The sequence below is a fragment of the Bacteroides sp. AM07-18 genome, assembly GCF_003602695.1.
Taxonomy (GTDB): Bacteria; Bacteroidota; Bacteroidia; order Bacteroidales; family Bacteroidaceae; genus Bacteroides; species Bacteroides uniformis.
The window spans coordinates 423,510-443,880 of sequence record NZ_QTLM01000002.1 but is presented as its reverse complement, the minus strand read 5'-3'; the positions used below and the strand labels follow the sequence as shown (position 1 = coordinate 443,880).

Here is a 20,371-nt window from a genome sequence, read left to right as displayed (position 1 = left end):
ACTATAAATCCGTAAATTATCATTAATACCATGAAATTAGATGCAAAATCAACCATTGAGGCAGGTAAGGCCATCCTTGGCATAGAACTCGGTTCCACACGAATCAAGGCGGTTTTGATTGACCAGGAAAACAAACCCATCGCCCAGGGAAGCCATACTTGGGAGAATCAGTTAGTCGACGGACTGTGGACATATAGCGTCGAAGCTGTCTGGTATGGGTTGCAGGATTGCTACGCAGACCTTCGTGCTAATGTAAAGAGCCTTTACGATACAGAGATAGAAACCCTGGCAGCCATCGGTGTCAGTGCCATGATGCACGGCTATATGGCATTCAACGAAAAAGAAGAAATCCTTGTGCCCTTCCGTACCTGGAGAAATACCAATACCGGCCAGGCTGCCGCAGCCCTATCCGAACTATTTGTCTACAACATCCCTCTGCGTTGGAGCATTTCCCACCTCTACCAAGCCATCCTCGATAATGAAGAACACGTTCCATCCATCAATTACCTGACCACCCTTGCAGGTTTTGTCCACTGGCAAATAACCGGTCAAAAGGTACTGGGCATAGGAGATGCCTCCGGTATGCTCCCCATCGATCCCATCACCAAAAACTATTCTTCTGAAATGGTGGATAAGTTCGACAGACTTATTGCTCCGAAAGGATACGACTGGAGGCTTCGAGATATTCTGCCGAAGGTATTGTCGGCCGGTGAAAACGCAGGCTTCCTTACTCCCGAAGGAGCCAGTCGCCTCGACGTATCGGGACATCTGAAAGCAGGAATTCCCGTCTGTCCGCCCGAGGGTGACGCAGGAACCGGCATGGTTGCCACCAACGCCGTAAAGCAGCGCACTGGAAACGTATCGGCAGGCACCTCCTCTTTCTCAATGATTGTATTGGAGAAAGAATTGTCCAAGCCCTACGAAATGATTGACATGGTAACCACCCCCGACGGAAGCCTCGTAGCTATGGTGCATTGCAACAATTGCACTTCCGACCTCAATGCCTGGATCAATATTTTCAAAGAATACCAGGAACTGATGGGTATCCCCGTAGATATGGACGAAATCTACGGAAAGCTCTATAACCACGCCCTGACAGGCAATGCAGACTGCGGAGGCCTCATCTCATACAACTACATATCAGGCGAACCTATAACGGGACTGGCAGACGGACGTCCACTGTTTGTACGTTCGGCAAACGACAAGTTCAACCTTGCCAACTTCATGCGCACCCATCTGTATGCTTCAGTGGGAGTTCTCAAAATCGGCAACGACATCCTTTTCAATGAAGAGAAAATCAGAGTAGACAGAATCACCGGTCACGGAGGACTCTTCAAAACCAAAGGAGTAGGCCAGAGAATACTGGCAGCTGCCATCAATTCACCCATTTCCGTTATGGAAACAGCCGGCGAAGGTGGTGCCTGGGGTATTGCCCTCCTCGCTTCCTACCTCGCAAATAACGGAAACAGCCAATCCCTTGCCGACTTCCTGGACAAGCATGTATTCACCGGAGATGCCGGTATTGAAATCTCACCGACAGCCGAAGATGTAAGCGGATTCAACACCTACATTGAAAGCTATAAAGCAGGTTTGCCCATCGAAGAAGCAGCAGTAAGATTCAAGAACTAAGTATTTAATAACACTAAAAAACTATGAACACAAAGTTATTTATCAGTAGCATATTTCTCTCCACCTCGTTGTCACTCTTCGCACAGAAAAGTGCCACTATCACTTTACACACAGACCAGAGCGGGCAAATCATTCCCAAAGAAATCTACGGCCAATTTGCAGAGCATTTGGGAACTTGTATCTATGGCGGACTTTGGGTAGGTGAAAACTCCGATATTCCCAACATCAACGGTTATCGCACCGACGTATTCAATGCACTGAAGGAGCTCCGTGTACCCGTCCTCCGCTGGCCGGGCGGCTGTTTTGCCGATGAATACCACTGGATGGACGGTATCGGCCCTAAAGAAAACCGCCCCAAAATGGTGAACAACAACTGGGGAGGCACTATCGAAGACAACAGTTTCGGAACCCATGAGTTCCTCAATCTCTGCGAAATGCTGGGTTGTGAACCCTATATCAGCGGAAACGTAGGCAGTGGTACCGTAGAAGAACTTGCCAAATGGGTGGAATACATGACCTCCGAAGGAGACTCCCCCATGGCACGCCTGCGCCGCCAGAACGGTCGCGACAAAGCCTGGAAAGTGAAATACCTCGGTGTGGGTAACGAAAGCTGGGGTTGCGGTGGGAGCATGCGTCCCGAATATTATGCCGACCTCTACCGCCGCTATTCCACCTACTGCCGCAACTATGACGGCAATAGCCTCTTCAAGATAGCCAGCGGTGCCAGCGACTACGACTATAACTGGACCAAAGTGCTGATGGACCGCGTAGGCGGCCGTATGCACGGTCTTTCCTTGCACTACTATACCGTCAGCGGATGGAACGGCAGTAAAGGCGCCGCCACCCGATTCAGTAAAGACGATTATTACTGGACACTGGGCAAATGCCGCGAAATAGAAGATGTCATCAAGAAGCATTGCACCATTATGGATAAATACGACCCTCAAAAGAACGTGGCGCTGATGCTTGACGAATGGGGAACCTGGTGGGACACTGAGCCGGGTACCAATCCCGGACATCTGTACCAGCAGAATACATTGCGTGATGCTTTTGTCGCCTCCCTCAGCTTCGACATCTTCCATAAATATACCGACCGTCTGAAAATGGCGAACATTGCCCAAATCGTCAATGTATTGCAATCCATGATTCTGACCAGCGGAAAAAACATGGTACTCACCCCCACTTATTATGTATTCAAAATGTACAATGTACACCAGGATGCCACCTACATTCCTCTTGAGCTGAACTGCGACATGATGGATGTACGCGACAACCGCAAAATACCAATGGTCAGCGCTACCGCCTCCAAAGACCAAAATGGCAAGATACACATTTCCATGTCCAACGTAGATGCAGACAATGCACAAGAAGTGACCATCAATCTGTCTGGAACGAAAGCCAAGAAAGCAGTTGGCGAAATATTGACTTCCACCAATCTGACGGACTACAATTCATTTGAAAATCCCGACAATGTGAAACCCGTTCCGTTCAAAGAGGTAAAAGTCAATAAAGATATTCTCAAGATTAAACTTCCGGCCAAATCAATCGTTACTATTGAGTTACAGTAAAACTACCGTGCACCGCACAAAATCAGCTAAATACGTTTAGTATCATTTTAGCAGCAAAAAGGCAGTAATACTGATAAAAAAGACACTCTTCGAGTGTTGTGAATTACGCATAAAGAGTTATCTTTGCCCTTGGAAAACCTACAAGGACCAAATAACCTATTGATAATATTCAAAATTAATTAGATTCAATATGAACGACAACAAACTTATGAACCGTGCAGCGGATAATATCCGTATCCTTGCTGCATCCATGGTTGAGAAAGCCAACTCCGGACACCCGGGCGGTGCCATGGGTGGTGCCGACTTTGTAAATGTACTCTTCTCAGAGTTCCTGGTATATGATCCTGAAAATCCGGCTTGGGAAGGTCGCGACCGCTTTTTCCTCGACCCGGGACACATGTCACCGATGCTTTACTCCACATTGGCCCTGACCGGCAAGTTCACGCTGGACGAACTGAAAGAGTTCCGTCAATGGGGAAGCCCTACTCCGGGACATCCCGAACGTGACATCATGCGCGGCATCGAAAACACTTCCGGACCGCTCGGCCAGGGACACACATTTGCAGTCGGTGCGGCCATCGCAGCCAAGTTCATGAAGGCACGTTTCGAAGAAGTAATGCCACAGACCATCTACGCTTATATTTCCGACGGTGGCATCCAGGAAGAAATCTCCCAAGGCTCAGGCCGTATTGCCGGAGCATTAGGGTTGGATAATCTCATCATGTTCTATGATGCCAACGACATCCAGCTTTCTACCGAAACAAAGGATGTAACCATCGAAGACACCGGCAAGAAATACGAAGCTTGGGGCTGGAAAGTCATTAAAATCAATGGCAACGATCCCGATGCCATCCGCGGTGCACTGAACGAAGCCAAAGCTGAGAAAGAGTGTCCGACGCTGATTATCGGCCATACCGTAATGGGTAAAGGTGCCCGCAAGGCAGACGGCAGCAGCTACGAGGCTGATTGTGCCACGCACGGTGCTCCTCTGGGCGGCGACGCTTATATAAACACTATCAAGAATTTGGGTGGTGACCCGACAAATCCGTTTGTCATCTTCCCCGAAGTGGCCGAACTATATGCCAAGCGTGCAACTGAGCTGAAGAAAATCATGGCTGAAAAGTATGCAGCCAAAGCCGCATGGGCAAAAGCCAATCCAGAAAAGGCTGCCAAACTGGAAATGTTCTTCTCCGGCAAGGCTCCCGAAGTGAATTGGGCCGCCATCGAACAGAAAGCAGGCGTTGCCACCCGCGCAGCATCTGCCACTGTGCTCAGTGCTCTCGCCACTCAAGTAGAAAATATGATTGTTGCTTCTGCCGACCTTTCCAATTCCGACAAGACAGACGGATTCCTCAAGAAAACACATGCCTTCAAGAAAGGTGACTTCAGCGGTGCATTCTTCCAGGCCGGTGTTGCCGAGCTGACTATGGCATGTTGCTGTATCGGTATGGCACTGCATGGCGGTGTAATCCCCGCTTGCGGAACTTTCTTCGTATTCTCCGACTACATGAAACCTGCCGTACGTATGGCAGCCCTGATGGAAGTTCCCGTGAAGTTCATCTGGACACACGATGCCTTCCGTGTAGGTGAAGACGGTCCTACCCATGAACCGGTAGAGCAGGAAGCCCAAATCCGCCTGATGGAAAAACTGAAAAACCACAAGGGACATAATTCCATGTTGGTACTCCGCCCGGCAGATGCAGAAGAAACAACTGTGGCATGGAAACTGGCAATGGAAAATACCACAACCCCAACCGGTTTGATTTTCTCCCGCCAGAACATCGCCAACCTGCCCGAAGGCAACGATTACGAACAAGCTGCCAAAGGCGCTTATATTGTAGCCGGCTCCGATGAAAATCCAAATATAATCCTCGTTGCTTCAGGCTCGGAAGTTGCCACATTGGTAGCCGGTACTGAATTGCTGCGCAAGGATGGCATCAAGGTGCGTATCGTGTCCGTTCCTTCCGAAGGTCTGTTCCGTAGCCAAGCTCCGGGATATCAAGAAGGCATTATCCCGTGTGGTGCCAAGGTATTCGGCCTGACAGCCGGTCTGCCCGTCACACTGCAAGGGCTGGTAGGTCCCCGCGGTAAAGTATGGGGATTGGAATCATTCGGATTCTCGGCACCTTATAAAGTGCTGGACGAAAAGCTCGGTTTCACCGCAGAGAACGTTTACAAACAAGTAAAAGCAATGTTATAATCATTATCCAATGTGCTGATGTGCTGATTGCCCGCGCCCTACAAGCTGCAGGCATCAGCACATTGGCACATTGGTATATTAACTGACCATCATGAAAACAATAGGAATCTGTTCCGACCATGCAGGCTTCGAATTGAAGGAATATGTTCGCGGCTGGTTGGAAGCCAAAGGCTGGGCTTACAAGGACTTCGGGACCTACTCAACCGAGAGTTGCGACTATCCCGACTTTGCACATCCTTTGGCACTGGCCGTTGAAGCCGGAGAGTGCTATCCGGGAATTGCCATCTGCGGAAGCGGTGAAGGTATCAGCATAACGCTGAACAAGCATCAGGGTATCCGCGCAGCCCTCTGCTGGACGGCAGAAATAGCCCATTTGGCACGCCAGCACAATGATGCCAATGTGCTTGTCATGCCAGGGCGATTCATCAGTACCGAAGAAGCCGACATGATTATGAGGGAATTCTTCAGTACACCATTCGAAGGCGGACGCCACCAACGAAGAGTGGACAAGATACCGGTACACTTGTAAAGCAGTAGAATCACATTCTTTATGATATCCGCCCGAAGCTCTGACATTCTGATAGAATCGTGAGAAACTTCGGGCTTTTTATTTGCCCCTTTTTCTTATTTTTCACAGTGAAGATGCTCATTGTCTTCAAATAAAAACTATCTTTGTGGTTCGATAACCCGGATATTTTTTAGATATGGAACGACTGAATACCATAAAAGAGCTTATCAACCAGGGAAATGTAGAGCAAGCCATCCAGCAGCTTGACGAAATACTGCAAACAGACTTTCCCGGCAAAGACGAAGCTTACTACCTGCGGGGAAATGCCTATCGGAAACAAGGCAACTGGCAACAAGCACTGAACAACTATCAGTATGCCATCGACCTGAACCCCGAAAGCCCGGCACAACATGCCTATCAAATGGCTATGGACATCCTGAACTTCTACAACAAGGATATGTACAATCAATAAATAAAGAACGTAAATTATGGCAAAAATCAAAGGAGCAATCGTAGTAGACACCGAACGTTGCAAAGGCTGCAACTTGTGTGTGGTAGCGTGTCCGCTCAACGTAATAGCCCTCACCAAGGAGGTGAATGTGAAAGGGTATAACTATGCCCACCAGATATTGGAAGATACTTGTAACGGCTGCGCCTCGTGCGCCACAGTATGTCCGGACGGATGTATCTCAGTATATAAAATAAAAGTAGAATAAATCTGTAAATCAGTAGAATATGGCAGAAGAAGTTGTATTAATGAAAGGAAACGAAGCCATCGCCCACGCAGCCATCCGTTGCGGTGCAGACGGTTACTTCGGATATCCCATTACTCCGCAATCGGAGGTATTGGAAACTCTTGCCGAACTGAAACCCTGGGAGACGACCGGCATGGTGGTTCTTCAGGCAGAAAGTGAAGTGGCAGCTATCAATATGGTGTACGGCGGTGCCGGAAGTGGTAAAATGGTCATGACCTCCTCCTCCAGCCCCGGTGTCAGCCTAAAGCAGGAAGGTATCTCTTATCTGGCAGGTGCCGAGCTGCCTTGCTTGATTGTAAACGTTATGCGCGGCGGTCCCGGTCTGGGAACCATCCAACCGAGCCAGGCCGACTATTTCCAGACAGTAAAAGGAGGCGGCCACGGTGACTATCGTCTGATTGCCCTTGCTCCGGCTTCCGTACAAGAAATGGCAGATTTCGTAGGACTGGCATTCGAACTTGCCTTCAAATACCGTAATCCGGCAATCATCCTTGCCGACGGTGTCATCGGCCAGATGATGGAAAAAGTGGTGCTCCCGGTACAAAAGCCACGCCGCACCGATGCGGAAGTCATCGAACAATGCCCATGGGCCACTACCGGCAGAACCAATGGCCGCAAACCCAACGTCATCACCTCATTGGAACTGAAACCGGAAGAAATGGAAAAGAACAACATCCGTTTCCAGGCCAAATACAAGCAGATAGAAGAGAATGAGGTTCGCTTCGAGGAAATTCATTGCGATGATGCCGACTACCTGATTGTAGCCTTCGGCTCTATGGCACGCATCGGACAGAAAGCAATGGAGCTGGCACGCGAAGAAGGAATAAAGGTAGGTATGCTCCGCCCCATCACGTTGTGGCCGTTCCCGACCAAAGCCATTGCCGCGTATGCCGACAAGGTGAAAGGTATGCTCGTTACAGAATTGAATGCCGGACAGATGGTGGAAGATGTCCGCCTTGCCGTGAACGGTAAAGTGAAAGTGGAACATTTCGGACGCCTCGGCGGCATTGTTCCCGATCCGGATGAGATAGTAGATGCATTGAAAGAAAAACTGATTAAGAAATGAATCCTGATAAAATAAGAAACGTACTGAACATTCTCTTCATGGTACTTGCCCTGGCAGCTATCATTATATATTTTGCTGCAAAAGATGACTTCAAGCTGTTCATCTACGTCTGCGGCGCGGCGATATTCGTCAAGTTGATGGAGTTTTTCATACGGTTCACCAACAGATAGGAGAAGTGATTATGACAAAAGAAGATATTATAAAGCCCGAGAATCTGGTTGCCAAGAAACCGACTCTGATGAACGACAATCCCATGCACTACTGCCCGGGATGCAGTCACGGCGTAGTTCATAAACTCGTAGCCGAAGTTATCGAAGAAATGGGACTGGAAGACAAAGCAATAGGCATCTCCCCCGTGGGATGTGCCGTGTTCATCTATAATTATATAGACATCGACTGGCAGGAAGCCGCCCATGGACGTGCGCCCGCACTTGCCACTGCCATCAAGCGCCTTTGGCCAGACCGCCTGGTGTTCACTTACCAAGGAGACGGCGACCTGGCTTGTATCGGTACTGCCGAAACCATCCACGCCTTGAACCGCGGCGAAAACATCACCATCATCTTCATCAACAATGCCATCTATGGTATGACCGGGGGACAAATGGCTCCCACTACCCTTGTAGGCATGAAGACATCGACCAGCCCTTACGGACGTGACGTGCATCTGCACGGCTATCCGCTGAAGATGGCCGATATTGCTGCACAATTGGAAGGAACCGCTTACGTGACACGCCAAAGCGTACAGTCCGTTCCCGCCATCCGCAAAGCGAAAAAGGCTATCCGCAAAGCATTCGAGAACTCTATGGCAGGCAAAGGTTCCAACCTTGTGGAAATCGTTTCCACCTGTAACTCCGGCTGGAAGATGTCTCCTGCGAAATCCAATGAATGGATGGTAGAGAACATGTTCCCCTTCTATCCGCTGGGCGACCTGAAAGATAAATAATCATGCTAAAGACAGAAGAACAATGAAAGAAGAAATCATTATAGCAGGCTTCGGTGGACAAGGTGTATTGTCCATGGGAAAGATTTTGGCATATTCCGGACTGATGGAAGGCAAAGAGGTGACTTGGATGCCGGCTTACGGACCGGAACAACGTGGTGGTACAGCCAACGTAACAGTCATCGTAAGTGACGAGAAAATATCCTCACCTATCTTAAGCAAGTACGATGCCGCCATCATCCTGAACCAGCCGTCACTGGAGAAATTCGAAAGCAAGGTAAAACCCGGAGGCGTACTTATCTACGACGGTTACGGCATCATCAACCCGCCGACGCGTAAGGACATCCACGTTTACCGCATCAACGCCATGGATGCCGCCAATGAAATGAACAACGCCAAGGCATTCAACATGATTGTATTGGGTGGATTATTGAAAATCAAGCCGATGGTTACACTGGACAGTGTACTCAGAGGATTGAAGAAGACACTGCCCGAACGCCACCACCACTTGATACCGATGAACGAAGAAGCTATCAAGAAAGGGATGGAACTTATTCAGGAAATGAAATGAAAGGCTGTGTAAAGCCACTCCCCATAAGAGGAGGAACTTTACGCCAGAATAAGAGATAAAGGAAAACGGATAAGCCCTTGTGATATTTTATTGCAAGGGCTTATTTCATTTCAAGCCGGAAAAAGCATGGATTCAAGGGCAGAGAACCGGAAGCAGTATAGAACAAAACAGAAAACAAGACAGTTTAAAAGAAGCAAAAAAGGCTGAATTCAGTAAGCAAATAATTTTTTATTGTATCTTTGCGCCTAATTATGAGACGAATTGTACTGACATATATATTTCTGTCCGTTATAGGGATATGGGGGGCTATGGCGCAAAACACCTTAAACCCGATGAACAATCGCGACCGGTTCGGTAACCAGATTGACCCGAATACCCAGCCGGACAATCTGGAAGACAGTACCAATACTGAGATTCAAAGTCTTCCACCCAAGCTTTACATGTGGAAACTAAGTGAGACACTGGGCAACCGTACCATCATACCTGCCGACACAGCCAGCCTCAACTTCCAGAGCACCAATCTGGTGGAAGGAATGTTCGGCCATTACAACTACTTGGGAAATCTAGGTTCTCCACGTCTCTCACGTCTGTTCTTCGAACGGGAGGAAAGCGAACCTACCATCTTCATGGCTCCCTTCTCCAGTTTTTTCACACGTCCCGACCAGGTGCTTTTCACCAACAGCAACGTGCCTTACACCAATCTTACCTACTACAAGGCCGGCAACAAAGTGAACGGTGAAGAACGCTTCAAGTCCTATTTCTCCGTCAACGTCAACAAGCAGTTGGCATTTGGCTTCAACATCGACTATCTGTACGGGCGCGGTTATTACCAGAACCAGTCCACCTCGCACTTCAATGCAGGTCTGTTCGGTAGCTATATCGGCGAGAAATACCAGGTACAAGCAGTCTACAACAACTTTTTCCTGAAGATGAACGAGAACGGCGGTATTGCAGACGACCAATACATCACCCGTCCCGAAAACATGTCCGGAGGAAAGAAAGAGTACGAGTCCACCACTATTCCGGTCAAATTGGAACAGAGTTCCAACCGTAACAAGGATTTTTATATCTATCTGACACAGCGCTATCGTCTTGGTTTTACGCGGAGAGTACGGAACACACAAGAAGGCAAACCGATGGTATCCGCACCCAAAGCCTCATCCTCCCCGTCCTCTGAATCCGAAATATCCGCTTCGAACAACGACATAGCATTGCCAAACGACAGCATAGCATCAAAATCGGTCAGCACACTTGCAGCTGCCAATGACAGCCTGCCGTCTGTTTCTACCGCAGACAACGACTCACTTTTCGAAGAAGAGTTCGTCCCCGTCACCAGCTTTATCCATACCTTGAAAGTAGAGCGGTCGCGGCACCAATTCCGTTCGGGAAGCGAGCCCGAAGGATTCTTCCCGGAAGACTACAAGCTTTACAAGAATTACAGCAACGACTCCACCACGGCATTCAGTGTAAAGAACGTGTTCGGAATAGCCTTGCTGGAAGGTTTCAACAAATATGCCAAAGCCGGACTTACGGCTTATATCTCCCACAAGTTCAGCCGGTACGACCTGATGAACACGGACACGCTTACCGACATGCGCCGCATCCGCTACACCGAACAGGAAATCTTCGTGGGCGGCGAGCTCGCCAAGCGCGAAGGCAAACTGTTGCACTACAACGTAAACGGTGAAGTGGGGTTGGTAGACAAAGCCATCGGGCAGTTCCGCGTCAACGCCAATCTGGACCTGAACTTCCGTCTATGGAAAGATACGGTGAACTTCTACGCCCGCGGTTATGTGAGCAACACGCTTCCTTCCTTCTATATGCGTCATTATCACTCCAACCACTACAACTGGGACAACGACAACATGGACAAGGAATTCCGTACGCGTGTGGAAGGCGAGCTGAACATTTCCCGTTGGGGAACCAATCTCCGTGCCGGCGTAGAGAATATCAAGAACTACACCTACTTCAACCAAAGCGCCCTGCCCGAACAGAACGGAGGCAACATACAAGTGCTGTCCGCCACACTGAAACAAGACTTCCGCCTCGGTGTCTTCCACCTGGACAATGAGGTGACCTGGCAGAAGACGAGCAATGAAACAGTACTTCCACTGCCCCAACTCTCGCTCTACCATAACTTCTACATATTGGCTAAACTCGCCAAGAAGGTGCTGACCGTTCAGTTGGGTGCCGATGTCCGTTACTTCACCAAGTACAACGCACCCGCCTATGCACCCGGCGTCCAGCAATTCCATCTGCAACCTACGGACGATTTGGTGGAAATAGGCGGTTACCCCATCGTAAACGTATATGCCAACCTGCACTTGAAGCGGACGCGTATCTTTGCCATGATGTATCACGTCAACGCGGGTATGGGAAGCGCCAATTCCTTCCTGGTGCCGCACTACCCCATCAATCCGCGCTTGTTCAAAATTGGCGTCTCATGGAATTTCTATGACTAACAGATGACTGTATGACGAAAAGCAGACTGCTCAAATACGCACTTCTGGGAATTGCAGCGGCTCTCATTGCCCACTATCTCATCAAGAAAGAAGAGAAACCGAAAGGTCATCCGCGCGATTATGCCGAGATAGCTGCCGAAGGCATCATACATGCTTCGACGGAATACAACTCCATCAGTTTCTATGTGGATGATGACACCTTGTCCGGTTTCCACTACGAGCTGATAGAAGCTTTTGCACGCGACCACGGGCTGCAAGCGGCCATATCACCGGAAATGAGCTTCAACAAGCGGCTGGAAGGCCTGGCCGACGGGCAATATGACGTGATTGCCTACGGCATCCTCGCCACCAGTGAGCTGAAAGACTCCTTGCTGCTTACCACCCCTATTGTGCTGAACAAGCAAGTGCTGGTGCAACGCAAGCTTGAGAATATTTCCGACTCGTCATTATTCATCAAAAGCCAACTGGACCTGGCTGGAAAGACACTGCACGTAGTGAAAGGCTCCCCTTCCATACTACGCATCCGCAACCTGGGAAATGAGATAGGCGACACCATCTACGTTGAGGAAATAGAGAAGTACGGTTCCGAACAACTGATTGCCTTGGTAGCCCATGGAGACATCGACTATGCCGTATGCGACGAAAGCATTGCCCGTACCGCAGCCGACAGCATTCCTCAAATAGACATCAATACCGCCATCAGCTTCACGCAATTCTATTCCTGGGGGGTAAGCAAACAGTCCCCTATCCTGCTGGACAGCCTCAACACATGGCTGGATAGTTTCAAAAAGGGAAAAGAATACAAGAAAATCTACAAACGATACTACGGGAAACGAAACTAAGCTGCACTTTTCCATACACGCAGCATATCCCTACTTTTACAACTAGTTATCAATCAGCAGCTTATTACTGCAAAATCCTGCATACATTTTGCAGTGCCACTGCAAAGCCGTTGCAGTGGCACTGCACACCGATATGCAGTACGACTGCAACAGTTATGCAGTGATACTGCAACACGTTTGCAGTCGCACTGCAAAATACATGCAGCAAGAATGCAAACAAGATGCAGTCATCAAATACCCATATCGATATTACGGCATACCCGAAGTAAAGAATTAGAGTCCTTCCACCTCCCTTAGCCACATCTCCGACGAAGCATCGCTCGGCATTCTCCAATCACCGCGCGGACTCAGAGAGATACTGCCCACCTTCGGACCATCCGGCAAACAGGAACGCTTGAACTGCTGGTTGAAGAAACGACGGCAGAAAGTCTGCAACCATTTTTTGATGGTTTCTTCATCATACATCCCCTTGAATGTGTGTGCTGCCAGGAAAAATATCTTGGAAGGACGGAAACCGCAGCGCAGGAAGTAATAAAGGAAGAAGTCGTGAAGCTCATACGGCCCCACCAAATCCTCGGTAATCTGCTGGATATTACCGTTCTCATCTGCCGGAATCAGTTCCGGGCTGATGGGAGTATCCACAATATCGAGCAAGGTAGCACGTGAAGCATCGTCCATATCATGCTCTGCCACCCATTTCACCAAGTGCTTCACCAGAGTCTTGGGGACGCTGGCATTCACACCGTACATCGACATGTGATCGCCGTTGTAAGTGGCCCATCCTAAAGCAAGTTCCGAAAGGTCGCCCGTACCGATAACCATTCCCCAGGTCTGGTTGGCAATATCCATCAAGATTTGGGTACGCTCCCGTGCCTGCGCATTCTCGTAAACCACGTCGTGCACATGGACATCATGGTCTATGTCTTTGAAATGCTGTATGCAGGCCTCCTTGATACTGACCTCGCGGACAGTCACACCGAGGGAGTTCATCAGGTCGATGGCATTCGTGTAAGTACGGTCGGTCGTTCCGAATCCCGGCATGGTGACACCGACAATACCCTGGCGGGACCATCCCAACTTATCGAAAGTCTTTACGCAAACCAGCAGCGCCAGCGTAGAATCCAGTCCGCCCGAAATGCCGATAACGGCACTCTTCGCTTTAGTATGCACCAGACGTTGCGCCAGTCCGGACACCTGGATGGAGAATACCTCCTCACAGCGTTCGTCCAACGCTATCCCCTGCGGAACAAATGGATGCGGTTCAAAAGTACGTGTTAGGTTCAAATCCCTGCTGTTGACATACTCCGTAGAGATTCGTACCGGAAGGGCCGAAACACAATTTGCATGGCAAGCCGCGAAGGTCGTATTCACCCGGCGCTCCGTACGCAAGTGTTCCACATCAATTTCACTGATGACCACCTGCCCTTCGAAAGAGAAGCGTTCGTTTGCCGCCAGCAGAGTCCCGTTCTCATAAATCAGTCCGTTGCCGGCAAACACCACATCCGTAGTGGATTCTCCGAAACCGCATGAGCTGAATACATAACCGGCAATGCACCGTGCCGACTGCTGGCTGATAAGCGAGCGCAGATAATTGTGCTTGCCGATACCTTCATTGTCGGCCGAAAGATTGAACAAGATTTCCGCACCTTGCAGTGCCAGCGTGGAACTGGGCGGTATGGGTGCCCACAAATCTTCGCATATCTCCACTCCGAAAGTGGTATCTGCCGTTTCGAACAGCAGGTCTCTCCCCATCGGAATAATCTGCCCGCAAAGGCGCACACTGTTTTCTGCCACATCACATGCGGAAGTAAACCAGCGCTTCTCATAAAACTCCTTATAATTGGGAAGATAAGTCTTCGGGACAACGCCCAGCACTCTCCCCTTCTGAATGACAACCGCCGCATTCAGCAACACACCGTTCAGTGCAACGGGCATGCCCAATATCGAAATGATATCCATCTGGCGCGTATTGTTCAGAATCTGTATCAGCCCCATTTCCGCCTCTTCGAGCAGAAGTTGCTGGGCAAAGAGGTCGCCACAAGTATATCCGGTAATGCACAACTCCGGAAAAGCAATGATTTGCACACCTTTCCCATCGGCTATAATAATCTCTTTTTCAATCTCTGAGGCATTGAACTTACAGTCAGCCACCTTGACACGGGGCACAGCCGCCGCTACTTTTACATATCCGTAATTCATAAGGATGCTATATTATTTATTCGGTGCAAAGATACGGCAAAATTCTGATTAAGAGAGATAAGGGAAAAACGTTTTATCTATATCGGCACGAGAAACTGACTAAAACCGGGTGCATCCTGCCTTCGCTTTTATGACAAAAATACGGCAACCTACCTACAAGAAGAGGAACATATATAAACAATTTTAATGACCGCAACTAAAAATTTTCCAAAAATCTTTTGGAGAATTATAGGAACTTCCTATCTTTGCAAGTGAATTAAAAATGTAATAATTACAAGTTTGAAACTTTAGATTATATGGATGTAGTAAAACGATTGCAGAATCATAATATCAAGCCTTCAGTACAGCGCATAGCCATCATGAATTACTTGATAGAGCATCGTACGCATCCCACGGTGGATGAAATCTATACGGCACTGTCTCCCTCCATACCGACACTGTCTAAAACAACGGTATACAATACCTTGAAACTACTGAGCGAGCAAGGTGCCGCACAAACCCTGACTATCGACGAGCGTAACACATGTTATGATGCCGATACCAGCCCGCACGGTCATTTCTTGTGCAAGCGTTGCGGAAAGATTTATGACTTGATGTGCAATAACAACATCAAGAAAGTGGTCGACATGGATATGGACGGGCACGATGTGCAGGAAATCCACTACTATTATAAAGGAATCTGTAAACATTGCATAGAAGAAGAACGTTTAAGAACAACAAAGAATAACTAATTCAACTAATTAAAATCTGAGAGAAAATGAAAAAATTTAGATGTACTGTATGCGGTTACGTATACGAAGGAGATGCAGCTCCCGAAAAGTGCCCATTGTGTAAAGCTCCCGCAAGCAAGTTCGTAGAAGTTGAAGAAGCAACAGCTGACGGCCCGCTGGTATTTGCCGACGAACACGTAATCGGCGTAGCCAAAGGTTGCGACGACGAAATGATTAAAGACCTGAACAACCACTTCATGGGCGAATGTACAGAAGTTGGTATGTACTTGGCAATGAGCCGCCAGGCAGACCGTGAAGGCTATCCTGAAGTTGCAGAAGCTTTCAAGCGTTACGCTTGGGAAGAAGCAGAACACGCTTCCAAGTTTGCCGAACTGCTGGGCGACTGCGTATGGGACACCAAGACAAACCTCGAAAAGAGAATGAACGCAGAATCAGGTGCATGCGAAGACAAGAAGCGTATCGCTACCCGTGCCAAAGCATTGAACCTCGACGCTATCCATGACACCGTTCACGAAATGGCTAAGGACGAAGCCCGTCACGGTAAAGGTTTCGAAGGTCTGTACAACCGCTATTTCAAGAAATAATCCTATACTTTTATAGTAATGTGAAGAAAAGGGACTGCTAATGTTAGTAAGTCCCTTTTTTTATTCCAACTTTTTTCACTTTACAATGTCACGTTTGTATTTCCCATTCGTCTTATCTGTGTAAATGGAACTCAAAGAATTCAAAATAACCGTTCTTCCACTCCGTGCCAAGCTGTTGAACTATGCACGGAAGTTGACCGACGAACCGGAGGATGCAGAAGATGCCGTCCAGGAGGTACTGCTCAAGCTATGGAACAAAAGGCTTGAACTGGAGCAATACCGGAGCATCGAAGCATTTGCCATGACGTTGACGCACAACATCTGTATAGATATGTGGCGCTGCAAACGCAACGACACCCTATCTCTCGACATAGTGCAGGCGGCATCCCCCACCGGAACACCGGAACGGCTGTTGGAAATCAAAGATGAAATCCACCTGATGCACGAAATCATCCACTCGCTGCCCAATCTTCAACGCACCATCATGCAGATGAAGGACATCGAAGGATACGAAACGGACGAAATCGCCGAAATCACGGGATGCGGACCGGAAGCCATCCGCAGCAATCTGTCAAGAGCCCGGAAGAAAGTGAGAGACGTTTACCTGCGAACCATACAAGAAAGAAAAGAAAGGAGAAATGAGCCATGAAGATAGATGAACTGCTGGATAAATATTTCGAAGGGGAAACTTCCTGCGAAGAAGAGCGTGAACTGCGCCGTTTCTTTACCGAAGAGGAAGTGCCGGAGCACCTGCAAACGTACCGCCCCCTATTCGCTTATCTGAACCGGGAAGCAACTTCAATGGCAGAACCGACAGAGGAAAAATCCGTAACAACAGAATCGGCAAAGGAAGTACCCGCACAGCGGAAGCCTTTCCGTCTCTATCGCACATTCTATGCTGTCAGCGGCATTGCCGCCGGATTGCTCCTGCTTCTCGGGGTAGCTAAGATTATATTTCCGCTTTCCGATGTTCCCGAAAATTATGTCGTCATCGACGGCCAGCGGTATACAGACGAGAAACTGGTGGAAGCCAAAGCACTGGAAGCCCTGCAGAACGCCAGCTTCACGGATGAAGATTTAAGCAACTTACTGTTTCAACACTAATATAACAAGGTTATGAAAACATCTATACTGATTTGCATACGTAGTCTGTGCCTCTTTTCCCTGCTGATTTGCCTGCCAGCCTTTGTACATGCACAAGAGAGACTGCAAATAGCCGACCTATTCAGCAAGTATGGCGAGCAAAAGGACGTGACCAGGGTAGAACTGAACGGCAGTATCCTGAAATCTTACCGCATGACTACCTACAAGAGCCTTGTGTTCAAGAATGTATCCCCCTATCGCCGGGAAATTCAGCAGGCCATTGTACACGACAAGCAAGATAACGCAAAGAAGGCGCAGGAGGTAATGGAAAGCGGTGTGCTGCGTAGCGCTTATTACCAACTGAAAGAGGTGGAACGCAATGGAAAGAAGCTGAACCGCTACATCATTTTCAAGATAGGAAAAGACTCCATGGGCACTTTGATTTACATAGAGGGTCTGCTCAGTGAAAAGGAAATGATGGATATGCTTTACAAATCGGAATAACACTAAAAACAATATACGATATGAAAACCAGAATTATGATTTTGGCCTGCCTGCTTGCTGTGCCGGCCGGCCGCATGGCAGCACAACAACAGACTGACCCTGAACAGAAAGCTACAGTACAGACACAAGGCGACTCCATCATCATCCGGAAAGGAAAAGGAGACATGCGCATCAAGGTGTACGAAGAGCAGTTGGAAGACGGAGAAAAGAAAGAAGTACAAATTTATGAAGGAGTCTATCTCGAGAAAGTGGATGCAGACAAGCGCACTTTCCTCGACGCACTGCCATTCATCCCCAAAAAGAGAAGATACAATGCTTACGAACCGCACTGTTCCGGTCTGTATATTGGCTACAGCCGGCTGGCTAACGACTTCCTTTCCTTCGGAGCAAGCGACAAGATGGGACTCGACTTATCCAAGTCATGGGAATTCGGCTTCAACATCCTCTCCGTATATCACAACTTCAAGAAGAACCCGCATTGGGGAATCAACCTGGGAGTCAGCTGGGGATACCGTTCTTTCAATATCGACGGTAACTATGCCTTGCTGAAGGAAAACGGAACCAGCATCTTCACCGCAGGCAACGAAGACACCAGTTACAATAAAAGCCGTCTGCGCCATTTCTTCTTCCGTATACCCGTATTGATGGAATGGCAGCAAAGAGTGGGAAGAAACAAAGTGTTCTTCAATGCCGGTCCCGAATTTGAGATACGTCACAGCGTGAAGTCATTCTCACACATCAACGGAGGCAAGAAGAAAACCGTAGGCAAAGGTATGTATGTGCAGCCCGTCGGCATAAACCTGCTGGCACAAGCCGGTTATGGTAATATCGGCATTTACCTGCGCTACTCCACATACGGATTATTCCAGAAAGACAAGGGACCGGAAGTATCTCCCTATTCATTTGGCGTGGCATGGTATCTGTAATCCCTCCCCTATAACACAAGACTCCCCGAAATGTATTTGTACATTCCGGGGAGTTCTTTTATACCCTAAGGTATTGACAATGAAAGGTTATCTGCAATAAAAATTGTTCTTCTAAAAACGCATGCCCAATGTAAATAGCACTTTACTGCGAGTGTTGGTAACTTCCGTTGTTGGCGGTGTTACCAAGCCATTTATATCATTATAAAACGGATAGAAATCAGATTTATAAGTATCGAATTTATAAGCCAAATCCGCATAAAACGAAGAAAAGCGATAACCGATACCTAAAGTGAAAGTATTCATCGATTTGCTATTGGCAAAATCCGTATCTGTATTTATAGAATTGGAAGGCAATGCCTTAATAGCATCCTTTTTATAGGCTGCAGTACTGTAATTGTAACCGGCACGCAGAGAGAAAGCAGGTATCGGCTTGTATTCTGCTCCTAAACGAAGCGTACTTACCCCCTTCATACAGAGGTCAGCCTCACCCGTTTCCCATGCCATCTCATCACCTTCAGGATATTTGAACTTCATGCTTGAGTAATCCTCATATTCATATTCAGCTCCCAAAGCCAGATTATTACCTACCGTATAGCCTAAACTGGCGTTAAACACCCACGGGGTTTGCAGTTTAAAGTCACGGTCCATGTCTCTACCGCCCAATGCAGAATAAGTATCTACAGTTGTACGAGTAAGACGTTCATTCCCCGCATCATCAGGCAAATACAAATCCGAAGTCAGTAATGCCCCCGTAGTATAAGTCAGTTTGTAATAGATAGGAGTATGCACAGCTAAACCTATACGAAGCGGAGAATCTTCAATCGGCCGGAAAATGGCGCCGAATTTAAAGTCGAAACCCGAACCATGTATACGATTAAAGCTCTCCAAGGAATAACCTTCGTCATCATAAACATGTGTATCTCCTTCCAATGTATAGGCATACTTTTCATCATAAAGGGAATACTTGTTGTAATCCACATCATAAGCACCCAGAGTAACACCAAAGTAAAAACGGTCATTTATATTGAAGGAGATATTGAAATCATATTGGTCAACACCGCCACGCTCACGCGACAAGAAGTAAGCATCCGCTTCGGAAGGAATATAAGGAGGATAAGTATTATAGTCCTCACTTTCTATATCCTCAAGAACAAGTGCACCTTGATACCCCATAGTCCCCAGCCATCCAGCATAATTATGTTGATAAATATCCTTGCGCCCATAGTCCAAATAAGCTCCTTGATCCGGGTAATCATATTGAGGACGATGATAGAACGCATAAGCTGCATCCGTAGCCTGCTGCGCCATACTCCGCACTTGAGATACATATTGATTATCTATGCTTCCCATCAACCCCTGCATCGTCATATTCTTATAGAATGACTTTGATTTGTGGTAATTAAAACCAAAATTCACATACCGCAAAGGAGTATGATTGCCTATCTTCGAAGCTATCACAAAACCGGCATTATCAAAACTCCAGCGGTTCTTGTTCGTTTCAAATTTATTACCTACATAATTGCTTTCTGTACCCGTCATTGAATAGCCAAAGGTAAGCATAGCATCATTGCTACGATAAATACCGATACCGGCAGGATTGGTTCCTATGGTAGAAATATCACCACCCAATGCTCCCATAGCTCCGCCCATTCCGACAAAACGGGCGGTTCCATTCAATTCCTTCTGTGCAATATTCGTTGCATCATATATTGTCTGTGCCCCTGCGCCTACAGCTGTAAACATAGCAAGGGCTATCATGGTTATCTTCTTCATAATTCTTAGTCTTGTTAGATTAAAACATAC

General features: G+C 47.9%; 20 protein-coding genes. 18 read left to right on the top strand and 2 right to left on the bottom strand.

Annotated elements, in window-relative coordinates:
* Positions 1-30 precede the first annotated feature (30 nt).
* The 12 genes from DW096_RS05415 to DW096_RS05360 all read left to right on the top strand — a co-directional run bounded on the left by DW096_RS05415 (position 31) and on the right by DW096_RS05360 (position 12,541).
* Positions 31-1,629, top strand: coding sequence for a xylulokinase (locus DW096_RS05415; protein ID WP_016273410.1), 1,599 nt, complete (start codon positions 31-33; stop codon positions 1,627-1,629).
* 23 nt (positions 1,630-1,652) lie between these two features.
* Positions 1,653-3,197, top strand: a complete 1,545-nt coding sequence (locus DW096_RS05410; RefSeq protein WP_117962616.1) for an alpha-N-arabinofuranosidase — start codon at positions 1,653-1,655, stop codon at positions 3,195-3,197.
* A 190-nt stretch (positions 3,198-3,387) separates the two neighbouring features.
* Entirely contained in the window at positions 3,388-5,397 is a 2,010-nt protein-coding gene (locus tag DW096_RS05405; RefSeq protein ID WP_009036826.1) for a transketolase, read from the top strand.
* 91 nt (positions 5,398-5,488) lie between these two features.
* A complete protein-coding gene (gene rpiB, locus DW096_RS05400; protein WP_005826596.1) occupies positions 5,489-5,926 on the top strand; it encodes a ribose 5-phosphate isomerase B in 438 nt (145 codons plus the stop codon).
* A 175-nt stretch (positions 5,927-6,101) separates the two neighbouring features.
* A complete protein-coding gene (locus DW096_RS05395) occupies positions 6,102-6,377 on the top strand; it encodes a tetratricopeptide repeat protein (protein ID WP_005826598.1) in 276 nt (91 codons plus the stop codon).
* 16 nt (positions 6,378-6,393) lie between these two features.
* The gene (locus DW096_RS05390; protein WP_005826600.1) at positions 6,394-6,621 is read left to right on the top strand and encodes a ferredoxin family protein; all 228 of its coding nucleotides are present in this window, start codon (positions 6,394-6,396) and stop codon (positions 6,619-6,621) included.
* Between the two features lie 19 nt (positions 6,622-6,640).
* Positions 6,641-7,726 carry a 3-methyl-2-oxobutanoate dehydrogenase subunit VorB gene (locus DW096_RS05385; protein WP_016273409.1) on the top strand — a complete coding sequence of 362 codons (1,086 nt, stop codon included), beginning with the start codon at positions 6,641-6,643 and terminating at the stop codon, positions 7,724-7,726.
* Positions 7,723-7,896 (top strand): hypothetical protein, encoded by a 174-nt coding sequence (locus tag DW096_RS05380; RefSeq protein ID WP_005826603.1) that lies wholly within the window; start codon positions 7,723-7,725, stop codon positions 7,894-7,896. The genes DW096_RS05385 and DW096_RS05380 overlap by 4 nt, the downstream gene beginning before the upstream one ends.
* Before the next feature lie 11 nt (positions 7,897-7,907).
* Positions 7,908-8,669: a thiamine pyrophosphate-dependent enzyme gene (locus DW096_RS05375; RefSeq protein ID WP_005826605.1), complete on the top strand. Its 762-nt coding sequence runs from the start codon at positions 7,908-7,910 to the stop codon at positions 8,667-8,669.
* Positions 8,670-8,691: 22 nt separating this feature from the next.
* Positions 8,692-9,237 (top strand): 2-oxoacid:acceptor oxidoreductase family protein, encoded by a 546-nt coding sequence (locus DW096_RS05370; RefSeq protein WP_005826606.1) that lies wholly within the window; start codon positions 8,692-8,694, stop codon positions 9,235-9,237.
* Between the two features lie 251 nt (positions 9,238-9,488).
* On the top strand, positions 9,489-11,699 hold the full coding sequence (locus tag DW096_RS05365) for a putative porin (protein ID WP_117962614.1): 2,211 nt from the start codon (positions 9,489-9,491) through the stop codon (positions 11,697-11,699).
* A gap of 11 nt (positions 11,700-11,710) precedes the next feature.
* A complete protein-coding gene (locus DW096_RS05360) occupies positions 11,711-12,541 on the top strand; it encodes a transporter substrate-binding domain-containing protein (RefSeq protein ID WP_044467289.1) in 831 nt (276 codons plus the stop codon).
* Between the two features lie 273 nt (positions 12,542-12,814).
* On the opposite strand, the gene DW096_RS05350 is transcribed toward DW096_RS05360, so the two are convergent.
* Complete coding sequence (locus DW096_RS05350; protein WP_022402096.1) at positions 12,815-14,740, bottom strand: NAD(+) synthase; 1,926 nt, start codon at positions 14,738-14,740, stop codon at positions 12,815-12,817.
* 296 nt (positions 14,741-15,036) lie between these two features.
* On the opposite strand from DW096_RS05350, the gene DW096_RS05345 reads away from it, so the two are divergent.
* The 6 genes from DW096_RS05345 (at position 15,037) to DW096_RS05320 (ending at position 18,568) form a co-directional block, all read left to right on the top strand.
* Complete coding sequence (locus DW096_RS05345) at positions 15,037-15,471, top strand: Fur family transcriptional regulator (protein ID WP_005826619.1); 435 nt, start codon at positions 15,037-15,039, stop codon at positions 15,469-15,471.
* Between the two features lie 26 nt (positions 15,472-15,497).
* A complete protein-coding gene (locus DW096_RS05340) occupies positions 15,498-16,055 on the top strand; it encodes an NADH peroxidase (protein ID WP_005826622.1) in 558 nt (185 codons plus the stop codon).
* Between the two features lie 124 nt (positions 16,056-16,179).
* Positions 16,180-16,704 (top strand): RNA polymerase sigma factor, encoded by a 525-nt coding sequence (locus DW096_RS05335; RefSeq protein WP_117962612.1) that lies wholly within the window; start codon positions 16,180-16,182, stop codon positions 16,702-16,704.
* Entirely contained in the window at positions 16,701-17,159 is a 459-nt protein-coding gene (locus DW096_RS05330) for a hypothetical protein (RefSeq protein ID WP_044468197.1), read from the top strand. The genes DW096_RS05335 and DW096_RS05330 overlap by 4 nt, the downstream gene beginning before the upstream one ends.
* A gap of 12 nt (positions 17,160-17,171) precedes the next feature.
* Positions 17,172-17,642, top strand: a complete 471-nt coding sequence (locus tag DW096_RS05325) for a DUF4252 domain-containing protein (RefSeq protein WP_005826627.1) — start codon at positions 17,172-17,174, stop codon at positions 17,640-17,642.
* Positions 17,643-17,662: 20 nt separating this feature from the next.
* A complete protein-coding gene (locus DW096_RS05320) occupies positions 17,663-18,568 on the top strand; it encodes an outer membrane beta-barrel protein (RefSeq protein ID WP_117749532.1) in 906 nt (301 codons plus the stop codon).
* Between the two features lie 111 nt (positions 18,569-18,679).
* Here DW096_RS05320 and DW096_RS05315 read toward each other — a convergent pair whose 3' ends face one another.
* Positions 18,680-20,341, bottom strand: a complete 1,662-nt coding sequence (locus DW096_RS05315) for an OmpP1/FadL family transporter (protein WP_044468198.1) — start codon at positions 20,339-20,341, stop codon at positions 18,680-18,682.
* Between the last annotated feature and the right edge of the window lie 30 nt (positions 20,342-20,371).

What these genes read in the sequence shown, in the direction of transcription:
- DW096_RS05415 (WP_016273410.1), top strand. Translation starts at nt 31, where the DNA reads ATGAAATTAGATGCAAAATCAACCATTGAGGCAGGTAAGGCCATCCTT.
- DW096_RS05410 (WP_117962616.1), top strand. Translation starts at nt 1,653, where the DNA reads ATGAACACAAAGTTATTTATCAGTAGCATATTTCTCTCCACCTCGTTG.
- DW096_RS05405 (WP_009036826.1), top strand. Translation starts at nt 3,388, where the DNA reads ATGAACGACAACAAACTTATGAACCGTGCAGCGGATAATATCCGTATC.
- rpiB (WP_005826596.1), top strand. Translation starts at nt 5,489, where the DNA reads ATGAAAACAATAGGAATCTGTTCCGACCATGCAGGCTTCGAATTGAAG.
- DW096_RS05395 (WP_005826598.1), top strand. Translation starts at nt 6,102, where the DNA reads ATGGAACGACTGAATACCATAAAAGAGCTTATCAACCAGGGAAATGTA.
- DW096_RS05390 (WP_005826600.1), top strand. Translation starts at nt 6,394, where the DNA reads ATGGCAAAAATCAAAGGAGCAATCGTAGTAGACACCGAACGTTGCAAA.
- DW096_RS05385 (WP_016273409.1), top strand. Translation starts at nt 6,641, where the DNA reads ATGGCAGAAGAAGTTGTATTAATGAAAGGAAACGAAGCCATCGCCCAC.
- DW096_RS05380 (WP_005826603.1), top strand. Translation starts at nt 7,723, where the DNA reads ATGAATCCTGATAAAATAAGAAACGTACTGAACATTCTCTTCATGGTA.
- DW096_RS05375 (WP_005826605.1), top strand. Translation starts at nt 7,908, where the DNA reads ATGACAAAAGAAGATATTATAAAGCCCGAGAATCTGGTTGCCAAGAAA.
- DW096_RS05370 (WP_005826606.1), top strand. Translation starts at nt 8,692, where the DNA reads ATGAAAGAAGAAATCATTATAGCAGGCTTCGGTGGACAAGGTGTATTG.
- DW096_RS05365 (WP_117962614.1), top strand. Translation starts at nt 9,489, where the DNA reads ATGAGACGAATTGTACTGACATATATATTTCTGTCCGTTATAGGGATA.
- DW096_RS05360 (WP_044467289.1), top strand. Translation starts at nt 11,711, where the DNA reads ATGACGAAAAGCAGACTGCTCAAATACGCACTTCTGGGAATTGCAGCG.
- DW096_RS05350 (WP_022402096.1), bottom strand. Translation starts at nt 14,740, where the DNA reads ATGAATTACGGATATGTAAAAGTAGCGGCGGCTGTGCCCCGTGTCAAG.
- DW096_RS05345 (WP_005826619.1), top strand. Translation starts at nt 15,037, where the DNA reads ATGGATGTAGTAAAACGATTGCAGAATCATAATATCAAGCCTTCAGTA.
- DW096_RS05340 (WP_005826622.1), top strand. Translation starts at nt 15,498, where the DNA reads ATGAAAAAATTTAGATGTACTGTATGCGGTTACGTATACGAAGGAGAT.
- DW096_RS05335 (WP_117962612.1), top strand. Translation starts at nt 16,180, where the DNA reads ATGGAACTCAAAGAATTCAAAATAACCGTTCTTCCACTCCGTGCCAAG.
- DW096_RS05330 (WP_044468197.1), top strand. Translation starts at nt 16,701, where the DNA reads ATGAAGATAGATGAACTGCTGGATAAATATTTCGAAGGGGAAACTTCC.
- DW096_RS05325 (WP_005826627.1), top strand. Translation starts at nt 17,172, where the DNA reads ATGAAAACATCTATACTGATTTGCATACGTAGTCTGTGCCTCTTTTCC.
- DW096_RS05320 (WP_117749532.1), top strand. Translation starts at nt 17,663, where the DNA reads ATGAAAACCAGAATTATGATTTTGGCCTGCCTGCTTGCTGTGCCGGCC.
- DW096_RS05315 (WP_044468198.1), bottom strand. Translation starts at nt 20,341, where the DNA reads ATGAAGAAGATAACCATGATAGCCCTTGCTATGTTTACAGCTGTAGGC.